This window comes from Streptomyces sp. NPDC026062 (assembly GCF_055568375.1).
In genome coordinates this window covers 15,614-26,995 of sequence record NZ_JBVHOQ010000050.1, presented here as the reverse complement: position 1 = coordinate 26,995, position 11,382 = coordinate 15,614, and the positions used below count along the sequence as shown (strand labels likewise).

The 11,382-nt window shown below is 70.7% G+C and carries 10 protein-coding genes; 3 read left to right on the top strand and 7 right to left on the bottom strand.

The window, feature by feature from the left end; all coding sequences use genetic code 11:
• A complete protein-coding gene (locus tag ACZ4LX_RS32855) occupies positions 1–2,421 on the bottom strand; it encodes an MFS transporter (RefSeq protein WP_467650583.1) in 2,421 nt (806 codons plus the stop codon).
• 101 nt (positions 2,422–2,522) lie between these two features.
• Positions 2,523–3,044 carry a MarR family winged helix-turn-helix transcriptional regulator gene (locus ACZ4LX_RS32850; protein WP_467650558.1) on the bottom strand — a complete coding sequence of 174 codons (522 nt, stop codon included), beginning with the start codon at positions 3,042–3,044 and terminating at the stop codon, positions 2,523–2,525.
• Between the two features lie 550 nt (positions 3,045–3,594).
• Here ACZ4LX_RS32850 and ACZ4LX_RS32845 point away from each other — a divergent pair.
• Positions 3,595–3,807 (top strand): hypothetical protein, encoded by a 213-nt coding sequence (locus ACZ4LX_RS32845; protein ID WP_326737519.1) that lies wholly within the window; start codon positions 3,595–3,597, stop codon positions 3,805–3,807.
• Positions 3,808–3,833: 26 nt separating this feature from the next.
• On the opposite strand, the gene ACZ4LX_RS32840 is transcribed toward ACZ4LX_RS32845, so the two are convergent.
• From ACZ4LX_RS32840 to ACZ4LX_RS32820, 5 genes are all read right to left on the bottom strand, one after another.
• On the bottom strand, positions 3,834–4,718 hold the full coding sequence (locus ACZ4LX_RS32840; RefSeq protein WP_467650559.1) for a hypothetical protein: 885 nt from the start codon (positions 4,716–4,718) through the stop codon (positions 3,834–3,836).
• A 59-nt stretch (positions 4,719–4,777) separates the two neighbouring features.
• Positions 4,778–5,644 (bottom strand): RNA polymerase sigma factor SigF, encoded by an 867-nt coding sequence (locus ACZ4LX_RS32835; protein ID WP_467650560.1) that lies wholly within the window; start codon positions 5,642–5,644, stop codon positions 4,778–4,780.
• Positions 5,645–5,878: 234 nt separating this feature from the next.
• On the bottom strand, positions 5,879–6,925 hold the full coding sequence (locus ACZ4LX_RS32830) for an RNA polymerase sigma factor SigF (RefSeq protein ID WP_467650561.1): 1,047 nt from the start codon (positions 6,923–6,925) through the stop codon (positions 5,879–5,881).
• Positions 6,926–7,137: 212 nt separating this feature from the next.
• The gene (locus ACZ4LX_RS32825; protein ID WP_326737522.1) at positions 7,138–7,431 is read right to left on the bottom strand and encodes a Dabb family protein; all 294 of its coding nucleotides are present in this window, start codon (positions 7,429–7,431) and stop codon (positions 7,138–7,140) included.
• A 9-nt stretch (positions 7,432–7,440) separates the two neighbouring features.
• Positions 7,441–7,605, bottom strand: coding sequence for a hypothetical protein (locus tag ACZ4LX_RS32820; protein WP_467650562.1), 165 nt, complete (start codon positions 7,603–7,605; stop codon positions 7,441–7,443).
• A gap of 567 nt (positions 7,606–8,172) precedes the next feature.
• On the opposite strand from ACZ4LX_RS32820, the gene ACZ4LX_RS32815 reads away from it, so the two are divergent.
• Positions 8,173–10,560: a sensor histidine kinase gene (locus ACZ4LX_RS32815; RefSeq protein WP_467650563.1), complete on the top strand. Its 2,388-nt coding sequence runs from the start codon at positions 8,173–8,175 to the stop codon at positions 10,558–10,560.
• Entirely contained in the window at positions 10,557–11,213 is a 657-nt protein-coding gene (locus ACZ4LX_RS32810) for a response regulator transcription factor (RefSeq protein ID WP_467650564.1), read from the top strand. Before ACZ4LX_RS32815 ends, ACZ4LX_RS32810 begins: the two co-directional genes overlap by 4 nt.
• Positions 11,214–11,382: the final 169 nt, after the last annotated feature.

Here is an 11,382-nt window from a genome sequence, read left to right as displayed (position 1 = left end):
TTACTCGCCCGGGTGGGCGAGCTCGATGTCGTGGCCGTCGATCCCCTGACCGGTCACGGTCAGGCCGCCGGCCACCGGCGGGTAGCCGGTCGCGATGACCGAGTACTCGCCCGCGTCCAGGTCGGCGAAGGCGTACGCCCCGTCCTCCCCGGTCGTCGAGGTGGCGATCACGTTGCCGGCCGCGTCGACCAGCGTGACGCGGGCGTCGGACAGCGGCAGCCGGCCGGAACCGGCCCGCACCACGCCCTGGACCAGCGCACCGGACCGCAGTTCGGCGTCGACCCGGGTGACACCCTGGCCGCCGATCTCCACGGGCAGCGCCAGCGGACGGTAGCCGGCCGCGTTGACCGCGACGGTCACCGCTCCGGGGACCAGCTCACCGAAGGTGAACGTGCCCGCGTCGCCGGAGGCGCCGGTGGCCAGTACGTCGCCGCGCACATCGGTCACGATGACCATGGCGCCCTCGACGGGCGTACCGCTCTCGGCGGCCCGCACGGTTCCGGCCAGGCCGCTCGTACCGGTGAGCAGGATGTCGTAGGACAGCGGCTCGTCGCCGACGACCACGGTCGAGGCCTGCGGCTGGAAGCCGTCGGCGGACGCGATCAGTACGTACGAACCGGCGCCCGGGGCGTCCAGAGCGTAGGAGCCGTCGGCCTGCGCGGCCGAGATGCCCAGCTGCCGGCCGCCCAGCGAGATCAGCGTGACGGCGGCCCGGCCGACGGGTGCGCCCTCGGCGCCGCGCACCACACCGCGTACCGGGGTGCCCTGCGCCGTCGCCACCGCGGTGGCCACCGGTGCGTCCTCCTGGGTGTCGACGGCGGTGACGCCGGCGGCTGCCTCGGAGACCTGGACGGCCGTACCGGACGGGGCGTTGACGAGCTCCACGGCCTCGGCCTCGGCCGGGACCGGGGCGTCGTTGGCCGCGTTCGTCTTCAGCGCGACCTCCTTGATGAAGATCGTGATCAGGAAGGCGATGAGCGCGGCAGGAGCGGCGTACAGGAAGACGTCGCCGACGCCGTGCCCGTAGGCGGACTCCACGACCGTACGGAACGGTGCGGGCAGCGCGGCCAGGTCGGGGATGCCCCCGCCGCCGGTGCCGCCGTGACCCATGGCCGCGCCCTCGGGACCGAGGTCCGCCAGGCCGTCCTTCACGTAGTGCGTGACCCGGTTCGCCATGACGGCGCCCAGGGCCGAGACACCGATCGCTCCACCGAGCGAACGGAAGAAGGTGACGACGGAGCTGGCCGAACCGAGGTCCTTGGGGTCGACCTGGTTCTGGGTGGCGAGCACCAGGTTCTGCATCATCATGCCGACGCCGAGACCCATCACGAACATGAAGACCGCGATGTGCCAGTAGGCCGTGTCGTACCGGATGGTGCCCAGCAGGCCGAGGCCGGCCGTGACGAGGAAGCCACCGGTGACCAGCCAGGCCTTCCAGCGGCCCGTCTTGGTGATGATCTGGCCCGAAACGGTCGAGGACAGGAACAGACCCGCGATCATCGGAATGGTCATCACGCCGGACATCGTCGGCGACTTGCCGCGTGCCAGCTGGAAGTACTGGCTGAAGAAGACGGTGCCCGCGAACATCGCGATACCGACGAACAGTGAGGCGAGCGAGGCGAGCGTGATGGTCCGGTTACGGAACAGCCGCAGCGGGATGATCGGCTCACTGGCGCGGGACTCGGTGAAGACGAAGAGCAGCGCGAGGAGCACGGAGCCCGCGATCATCACGCCGGTCTGCCAGGACATCCAGTTGTACTTGTCGCCCGCGAAGGTCACCCAGAGGAGCAGCAGCGAGACGGCGGCGCTGATGAAGAACGCGCCGGTCCAGTCGACCTTGACCTGGCGCTTGACGACCGGGAGCTTCAGGGTCTTCTGGAGCACCACGAGGGCGATGGCCGCGAAGGGCACGCCGACGTAGAAGCACCAGCGCCAGCCCATCCAGCTGGTGTCGGTGATGACTCCGCCGAGCAGCGGACCGCCGACGGTCGCGACGGCGAAGACCGCGCCGAGGTAGCCGCTGTAGCGGCCGCGCTCGCGCGGGGAGATCATCGCGGCCATCACGATCTGGGCGAGGGCGGAGAGACCGCCGACGCCGATGCCCTGCACCACACGGCAGGCGATCAGCATGCCGCTGCTGGTCGAGAGACCCGCGACGACCGATCCGGCGACGTAGATGACGAGTGCTATCTGGACCAGCAGCTTCTTGCTGAACAGGTCGGCGAGCTTGCCCCACAGGGGGGTGGTCGCGGTCATGGCCAGCAGCGAGGCCGTGACGACCCAGGTGTAGGCGCTCTGGCCGCCGCCGAGGTCGGAGATGATCTCCGGCAGGGCGTTGGTGACGACGGTGGACGACAGAATCGCCACGAACATGCCGAGCATCAGCCCGGCCAGCGCTTCCATGATCTGCCGGTGTGTCATCGGCACACCGCTGGAGGGTTCGTTCCCTCCGTGCTTGGCGTGGCCGCCCCGCACACCGGTCGGTGTGGTCGTAGCCATTTAAATCCTTCTCTTTGCTTCTGTTACACGGGTGTACGGGTGTACGAGCCGTTGTGGCCGTCGGAGGACCGGGAGCGGCATTCGCCGCTGTGCTTTCCGGGGGCGCACCCGCCGGAGCCGCGACAGGAGAAGCTGTCGCGCAGCCGGGCCAGCAACGTGTTGAGCTGCCCGACCTCTTCGTCGGACCAATCCTGAAGGTTGTGGGCGAACATCTCGGTCGTACGGTCGTTCAGTCCGTCGAGCACGCTCTCGCCCTCGGGGGTCAGCCGCAGGATGCGGGAGCGCTTGTCCGCCGGGTCGGGGGACCGTTCGATCCAGCCGCGTTCTGCCACGTGAGCCACGTGTCGGCTGGTCACCGACATGTCGACTGCGAGGAGCTCGGCCAGTCTGCTGATCCTCATCTCCCCGTGCCGGTTCAGCAGAGCCAGTACGGCGGCCGAGCCGCCCGGGCACTCGGCGGGGAGGATGCGGGTGAGGCCCCGTTTCACGGCGCCGATCGCGCTGAGCTGCCGGGCCAGTTCTTCGTACTGACTCCGTGCGGCCACGGGACCCCCAGACATCTCACCGGTCATCTTGTTGCTTAGGGCAACCATAGAAGTCGTTGGTTGCCGAAGGCAAACGAAAAGGGGCTTGCATAAGTAAAGGAAGACAAAAGGCTGCGTAGGGTGCGGGTCAAACGCCCAGCGTGTGCGGTGTGCGCGTGACGGGTGTGTTCTGCGCCACTGTGGAGGCGCGTGGTGGGGGCGCTCGGGGGCGGTTCGGGCGCGGGGCCGGGGTGCGGGCCGGGAGACGGATCGGGTGCGCGCCCAGGGCCGTGCGGGGAGCGCGGGCCCTTGTCACCCATATATACGGGGGAGCGAGCGGGCCCGGCGAGGGTGCCGTGTCCAACTGAGGCTGTCCCGGCGGTGGTTGGCGAACACCGGCTGCGGCGGGTCCGTAACGGGGCGGCACGGGGCGGGCGGCTTCCCCGCTCGCCTCCCGGCTCGCCTCCCCGCCCCCTCCCCGCTGCTCCTTCACCGGTTCGCCGTTCATGGCCTCGTGCCTTCACCGCCCGGGGGTTGGGCGCTTCGGCGGAGTTCGCTAGGGTCCTGCGACATGGCACACAATCCCCACGCTCCGCAGGGTCCCGAGGGCAACAGCGACCCGGCAGGCAACACCCAGATGTTCCGCGCCTTCGTCGACGAGGGCGAGCCGCAGCGCCGTCAGCAGCCCGCCGCCGTGTCGTCCGGGCCGAGGACCGGGCTGATCGCCGCGGTCGTGGCGGTGATCGTCGTGCTCGGCGCGGTCGCCTGGCTCGCGCTCGGCTGACCCGGCCCGCCGGCCCCGCTCACCCGTCACTTCCAGACGGCGGTCACGTCCCGGGTCTCGACATGCATGCCCAGGGGTACCCGCCAGGCGTCCACACAGACGGTGTACGTCATCTTCCGCGCCGCTCCCGCGCCGACAGGCACGGGCAGCGGCGCTGTCGATTCCTGGGTCGCCCAGTCGATCCCCAGCCCGCCGATGATGTGCGTGGCGAAGGTGACGGTGCCCGAACGCGCCGGTGAGCCACCGGTATTGCGGAACTCCACGGTCACCTTCTCGCACCAGCGCTCGTCCGCCGCCGCGCGCACGGGGGTGCCGACCTTCAGTACGGCCGCCCCGGCGGGGGCGGTGGGGCCGGGTGAGGAAGGGGAGCCGGTGGAACCGCCCTCCGAACCGGATCCGCTCTCCGAACCCGAACCCCCCGACGAGCCGGAGCCGGAGCTGCCCGAGGGTGCGCCGCCCGTCGATCCGGTGGCGCCGGACGCTCCCGGGGTCCGCGCCGGGCCTCCGGACGCACCGGGCCGCGCGCTGTCCGGGCCGGAGCCGCCGGAGCCGCCCCTATCCCCCGTACCGCCGCCGTCCGCGCCGTCCGCCGTGTCCGGGGATCCTGGGGAGGGCGAGACCCCGGAGCGGTCCTTGCCGCTCCCGCCGCCGCTCCCGCCGCCGCTCCCGTTACCGCTCCGGTGATCGCTCCCGTCGCCGTCCAGCGGCACCAGCGTGACCTTCCCCGAGGGGGCCACCGCCCCCGAGGGCGTCTTCCCGGGCCCCGCGGCGGCGGCGCCGACCGCTGTGTAGCCGTTGCCGTCCGCCTGTCCGCCGCAGCCTGCCAGTGCCCCGCCCAGACACAGCGCGGCCGCCGAGGCGGCGATCACGGTGCCCCGGCGGCCGGGCCGGCCGAATGTCTGACGTCGCATTGCGGCAGTGTGTCTGACGGGTCGTCAAAGTGGAACCCCCACGGGATCGGAGTTCCGGGTCAGTCCGCGATGAGCCCCTCCCTGAGCTGCGCGAGCGTGCGGGTCAGCAGCCGCGAGACGTGCATCTGCGAGATGCCGACCTCCTCGCCGATCTGCGACTGGGTCATGTTGGCGAAGAACCGCAGCATGATGATCTGGCGTTCGCGCGGGGCGAGTCTGGCCAGCAGCGGCTTGAGCGACTCGCGGTACTCGACGCCCTCCAGGGCCGCGTCCTCGTACCCCAGCCGGTCGGCCAGTGAGCCCTCGCCGCCTTCGTCCTCGGGCGAGGGCGAGTCCAGCGAGGAGGCGGTGTAGGCGTTGCCGACGGCCAGGCCGTCGACCACATCCTCCTCGGAGACCCCGAGCGCCTTGGCCAGCTCCGGAACGGTCGGCGAGCGGTCGAGCTTCTGGGCGAGCTCGTCGCTGGTCTTGGTGAGGGCGAGCCGCAGCTCCTGGAGCCGGCGCGGCACCCGCACCGACCAGGAGGTGTCGCGGAAGAAGCGCTTGATCTCGCCGACGACGGTGGGCATCGCGAACGTGGGGAACTCCACGCCGCGTTCGCAGTCGAACCGGTCGATCGCCTTGATCAGGCCGATGGTGCCGACCTGGACGATGTCCTCCATCGGCTCGTTGCGGCTGCGGAACCGGGCCGCGGCATAGCGCACCAGCGGCAGGTTGAGCTCGATGAGCGTGTCCCGCACATAGGCGCGCTCGGGACTGTCCGTCCCGTCGGGACCCGGAGCGGGGCCCAGCGCGGCGAGCCGCAGGAACAGGGAGCGGGACAGCGTACGGGTGTCGATGGCTTCCGGCGAGCTGGTGAGCACAACGGGTGCGGGAACGCTCTTGGTGAGCGTGAGCACCTTCGAGCTGCCCTGTTCTGCGGACATGCCACCCCCTTGAGGTCGCGGACGGTCGCGGTGGCCACGACCATCGGAGGAACGCAGCCTCCACCTGAATACCGGAGGGGAGGCTGCGGCAAACGCGGTTCCCGCAGAATGTCACATGTCGGCAACACGCTGTAGTGACTTGTCGACAAGTCTTGATGGCGTCTGCGCAGTTAACAAGGGGTGTGAGGCTTTTGGCCCGCGAGGAACCCTTCGGGACCGGTCTACCCGATCCGGTTAGGCCTCGATCCTGTTTGCGGAACGAAGTCGGGCGAAGCTTCGGGCCAGGAGCCTTGACACATGCATCTGGGAGACTCCCAGTTCGGCGCTGATCTGGGACTGCGTCAGGTTGCCGTAGTAGCGGAGCATCAGGATCCGTTGCTCGCGTTCGGGCAGTTGTACGAGCAGATGGCGGACCAGATCGCGGTGTTCGACGCCGGCCAGGGCGGGGTCCTCGTAGCCGAGCCGGTCCAGCAGGCCGGGCAGCCCGTCGCCCTCCTGGGCGGCTTCGAGCGAGGTCGCGTGGTACGAGCGGCCGGCTTCGATGCAGGCGAGCACCTCGTCCTCGGAGATCTTCAGCCGTTCGGCGATCTCCCCGGTGGTGGGTGAGCGGCCATGAGCGGTCGTCAGATCCTCGGTGGCGCCGGTGACCTGGACCCAGAGCTCATGGAGCCGGCGCGGCACGTGGACGGTGCGCACGTTGTCGCGGAAGTACCGCTTGATCTCGCCGACGACGGTGGGCATCGCGAAGGTGGGGAACTGGACCCCGCGTTCGGGGTCGAACCGGTCGATCGCGTTGATCAGGCCGATGGTGCCGACCTGGACGACGTCCTCCATCGGCTCGTTGCGGCTGCGGAACCGCGCGGCGGCGTACCGCACGAGCGGCAGGTTCGCCTCGATGAGTGCGGCCCGGACCCGGCCGTGCTCCGCGGTGCCCGGCTCCAGCTCATGGAGCCGGCCGAAGAGCACTTGGGTGAGCGCCCTGGTGTCGGCACCCCGGGTCCTGCCGGGCGTCACGGTGTCGTCGGGCGTCTCGGTCTGGAGCGGCTGGACGGGCTGGACCGGCTGGTTTTGTTGGTTCGCCTCGGGCTGTTCGGGGCCGGTGGGTCCGACGGGCGCCTGGGGGGCGCCGGATGCCGGGTGTGCCTCGGGCGCCTCGGGTCCCTGGGACGTATGAGACCTCCCGGACCCCTGGGGCTCATGGCGTTCCTGCGATGTCTGGGGCGCGGGAGGCGTCTGTGCCGCCGGTGCCGTCCGGGCGGACTGGACGGTCTGGGGAGGCACTTGAGGCGCTGTACTGGCCGGCACGGTGACGCCACCCCTTTGCGGTCAACTTCGGTCAACTCATCCGTCAAAAGCGGTCATAGCATCACAAGACATGTCCACTATGCGCAAGCACCCCATAGCGCCGTGTTGACCTCGAATCGGTTTAAAACAAAGAAAGCCCCTCACTGTCGTGGTGAGGGGCTCGCAGGGCCGAAGGAGTCGGAAAGGAGTCAGAATGGGTAGTCGGCGATCACCCAGGTGGCGAATTCACGCCACTGCCCGGCGGCTGCCTGGTGGGCCGGATGCTCGATGTAGCTCTTCAGCGCCGCCTCGTCGGCGACCGCGGAGTTGATGGCGAAGTCGTACGCGATCGGCCGGTCGGTGATGTTCCAGGCGCACTCCCAGAACTCCAGCCCCGGCACCTTGTCCGCCAGTCCCCGGAAGGCCTCCGCACCTGCGACGACCCGTGGATCGTCCCGCTCGACGCCGTCGTTCAGCTTGAACAGGACCAGGTGGCGGATCATGGGGTACTCCTACTTCACCAGCTCGGACATGAAGTCGCCGACGCTCTTCGCGGCATCCGAAACGCCTTCGAACCCTACCTGGACGAGATCTGCGGCCCGGGCGGGGGACGTGATGATCGTGTAGAGCACGAAGACGACTATCACGTAGAGAGCGATCTTCTTCGCTTGCACCATCGGCCCCTGACTCCCCTTCGATCCCCTGTGCAGTCGGGCGAGTCTATCCGCACGTATGGCCGCATCGGCTTGCTGTTTCCGATCACTCATGCGGTCTTTAGGGACCAAGGACCCGGTGATCGAGGTCCTTTGCCTGCCTGCGCGGCGTCCGCGGCGCGGCAGGATGGAGAACGAGCCCCGGCGGATACGGCAGGAATCCGAGGGGCGAGGAACAGAACCTCTCTGTGGGGTTCTTGCCGCGGCCTTCCCCCCCTGATCGCGGCGAGGACTGGTAGGGACTGTTCTCATCGGGGGAAGCGGCTTGTCCCCCCGATGCCGCTTCCCCCGACCTGAACGCACGGATGGCCCCGGGCCCGACCGACATGCTGTCGTCGGCCCCGGGGCCATCCGTCATGCCCGCCCCACGCGTCTTTGCCATCCCTGCCGCACCCGTCGCCGGCGCGGAACAACCGCACCACCCGCCGGGGCGGAACAGGTCCGGACGAGCGGTGCCGGACGGGGGCTGCGGGCCTTGACGGTTTCCCGGGATCGGGCCTTCCGGGCTGACTATCCTGCCTTCCATGCGGCATGGGGGGGTACGAGGGGCGGGGCGGAGCCGCCGAGCCGGTGGAGGGCCCCGGATCCAGCGAGCGCCTGTTGGCCCTTGCCCTTGAGCGGTACGGGGTGTGGCTCTGCTCCAGCGTGGTGTGTCTGTGCGGTGCGCTGGGTCTCGTCCTGGCGGACGCGGCCGGGACTCCCCTGGCCGTGGCTCTGCTGGTGCCCGCCGTCCTGCTCTGCGGTGTGCGCCTCCACGCGCTGCGCGGCCCGCTCCCGTCCGCCCTGCTGTGGACGCTGGACGCGGCCGTGGTGGTGCTGATGGGGATGCTCCAGCCGGTGCTCGGCGGCGACGGTGCGGATGTGGTGGTGGAGGCCGTCGTCGGTATCTGTGTCGTCGCCTTCCAGTACGCGTGGGCGACGCGCCCCGTGGCCGGGGTCGGCCTGGCCGCGCTGGGGGTGGCCGTCTGCGTGCTGGGTGACGTCCTCGCCTCTCCCGGGCAGAGCCCCGACGTCGTGCCCCTGGTGCGCATGCTGGTCCAGGTGAGCCTGTCGACGGGTGCGTACCGGGTGCTCAGGGCGCGGGCCAGGGCGGCAGACCGGGCTGCCGCGGCCAGGGCGGCGGCGCGCCGGGAGGCCGCTGTCACCGCCGCGCGCAGGGCGACCGAGCGCGCGTACCTGGCAACCCTGCACGACACGGCGAGCGCGACGCTGCTGATGGTCTCCCAGGGAGACGGCCGGGACTGGTCGTGGCTGCCGCGCCGGGCCAGACAGGATCTGGAGGCGCTGTCCGCCATGCCCGGGTTCGAGACGGGAAGCGTCGACCTCGGGGTGCTCCTCGGCTGCGTGCCGGAGGGCGAGGGGCCGTCCAGGGTGCGGCTCAGGACGCGCGTGGACGGCCCGTTGGTGATTCCGTCCGGACCCGGGCTCGCGATATTCAACGGCGTCCGGGAGGGCGTCACCAACGTGGCGCGCCATGCCGGAGTGGGGGAGGCGGAGCTCAGGGCATGGGCGGACGGTAACGGCGTGGTCGTCGAACTGACGGACGCGGGACGGGGCTTCGACCCGCAGTCCGTCCCCGCGAGGCGCCGGGGCATCTCCGGTTCCATCATCGGCAGGATGCGCGCGGTCGGCGGTTCGGCCTCCGTGATCTCCCGTCCCGACACCGGAACCCGCGTGACGTGGCGTTGGCACGGCCCGGACCGGGAGCCGCAGGCGGCGGACGGAACACGGACGACGGGCCGTGCTTCCCGTCCGCCCCGCGTCCCGGCACAGCACGCCGCTGCCGTACGCCTCATCCGGGGGCACCTCCTCCACGGGGCCCAACTGGCCGTGCTGCTGATCAGTCTGGTGTGGCAGTTCACCGTCTCGCTGCGCCGGCTCACGGTCTACCAGGACGTGTACCGCCCCGCGTGGGCACAGACAGCCGCCTTCGTCTGCCTGGCCGCCGTCGCGGTGGCCGGGGGCTCCCCTCTGCTGCGCGGCAGGCGGATACCGCCGGGGGTGCGCGCGGGTGGCCTGGTCTCGTTGCTGGCCGTCTCGGCGGTGTGCGCGTTCACGCTCCCGCCGGAGCTGTCGACAGGGCCGGCGGACTGGGCGTTCGGAGTGGTCGGCTGGCATGCGCTGTTCCTGCTGGCCGACCTGCGGCTCGGGGTGTTCGCGGCGTTCCTCGGGGCCCACATGGGGCTGAACGCGACCGCCGTGTTCCTGTCGGGGACCCCCACCGTCGCCGAGGCGGCCCTCCTGGGGATCTCCACGATTTCTGCTTGCGGCTTCCAGTTCTCCGTCGGTGTACTGGTGACGAGTCTGCTCCGCGGCATGGCGCCGGCCGCGGGCTCCGAGGCCGCACGGGAGGAAGAACTGCGCACCCGGGAACGCATCCACGAGGACATGCAGCGTGATCACAAGGAGCGCTACCGCGCCCTGACGGCGACGACGGTGCCGCTGCTCGTGGGGCTCGGCCACGGTGCGCTGAGTCCGCACGACGAGGAGGTCAGACTGCGATGCGGCGTGGAGGGCGCCCGTATGCGCCGGCTGTTCGCGGAGGGCGACGCAGTCTCCGACCCCTTGCTGAACGAATTACGGGCGTGCGTGGAAGTGGCCGAGCACCAGGGGGCGACGGTGAGCCTGGCGGTACGAGGCCGGCAGGGTGAGGTGCCGGTGGAGGTGCGCAGGGCGCTGGTCGACCCGGTGGCGGTGATTCTGGGCCGTACCCGCTCGACCGCGCGGGTGACCGTGGTGTGGACACCCGGCGAGGTGCGCGTGAGCGTGGTCGGCGACGGCGGCACACAGGGGGCCGCCCACGCGCACGGTCCGGCCACGAACGCGAAGGTGACCGTCGTCAGAACCGCGCGTGGCGGACGGGTGTGGGTGGAGTCCGGCTGGCAACGGTCGGCGGTCCGCGGAGCAGGTCCGGCATGAGCGACAACGCGCCGGTGGGCGTCGTCGTGGTCGACGACCATCCCGCCATCCTCGCGGGAGTGGAGGCGTGGTTCGCCGCATCGCGGCGGCCCATCACCGTGGTCGCGGCCGGCGGCTCCGTACGCGAGGCATGGACCGAGCCGGGCAGCACGGCCGATGTCGTCGTCCTGGATCTGCAACTGGGCGAGAGCGGGCCCGCCTTCGGTGACCTTCGACGACTCGTCGACGCCGGGCGGCAGGTGGTCGTCTACACGATGCGGGACGACGAGAAGACAGCTCTCAATTGCCTCGACCTGGGCGCCGCGACCTTTCTGGCCAAGAGCGAGGGCCGGGAGCACCTGGTCGAGGCCACGCTGGCAGCAGCCGATGAGCGGCCCTACATGCCGCCCGCGCTGGCCGGCGCACTGGGAACGAACGCCCGCGCCGACCGCCCCCAGCTCTCCACGCGCGAGGAGAACGTGCTCATCGAGTGGTTCCAGTCGGAGTCGAAGGAACTGGTCGCGCAGCGCCTCGGCATCTCCGTGCGGACCGTCAACTCGTACCTCGACCGTGTACGGATCAAGTACGCGAACGTCGGCCGCCCCGCGCGGACCAAGGCAAGCCTGGTCGCCCGCGCCATCCAGGACGGTCTGGTCGACGTGGCCGACCTCTGAGAGGGCAAGGACCTCCGGCACGCGCTCCGGGGTGCGAGACGGCCGTCTTCTGTGGGGCGAACGACCGGCACACCCCACCCTCGGGCGTGGCTAGTGTCTGCGCCGCAGGGGGTCGGCACAGGGCGGGACAGGCTCGCCTGGTCCTGACCGCGACTGCTGTCGCGCCGGC

Coding starts and splice junctions, on each gene's coding strand:
- ACZ4LX_RS32815 (WP_467650563.1), top strand. CDS start 8,173: ATGGGGGGGTACGAGGGGCGGGGCGGAGCCGCCGAGCCGGTGGAGGGC.
- ACZ4LX_RS32810 (WP_467650564.1), top strand. CDS start 10,557: ATGAGCGACAACGCGCCGGTGGGCGTCGTCGTGGTCGACGACCATCCC.
- ACZ4LX_RS32825 (WP_326737522.1), bottom strand. CDS start 7,431: ATGATCCGCCACCTGGTCCTGTTCAAGCTGAACGACGGCGTCGAGCGG.
- ACZ4LX_RS32855 (WP_467650583.1), bottom strand. CDS start 2,421: ATGACACACCGGCAGATCATGGAAGCGCTGGCCGGGCTGATGCTCGGC.
- ACZ4LX_RS32845 (WP_326737519.1), top strand. CDS start 3,595: ATGGCACACAATCCCCACGCTCCGCAGGGTCCCGAGGGCAACAGCGAC.
- ACZ4LX_RS32820 (WP_467650562.1), bottom strand. CDS start 7,605: ATGGTGCAAGCGAAGAAGATCGCTCTCTACGTGATAGTCGTCTTCGTG.
- ACZ4LX_RS32840 (WP_467650559.1), bottom strand. CDS start 4,718: ATGCGACGTCAGACATTCGGCCGGCCCGGCCGCCGGGGCACCGTGATC.
- ACZ4LX_RS32835 (WP_467650560.1), bottom strand. CDS start 5,644: ATGTCCGCAGAACAGGGCAGCTCGAAGGTGCTCACGCTCACCAAGAGC.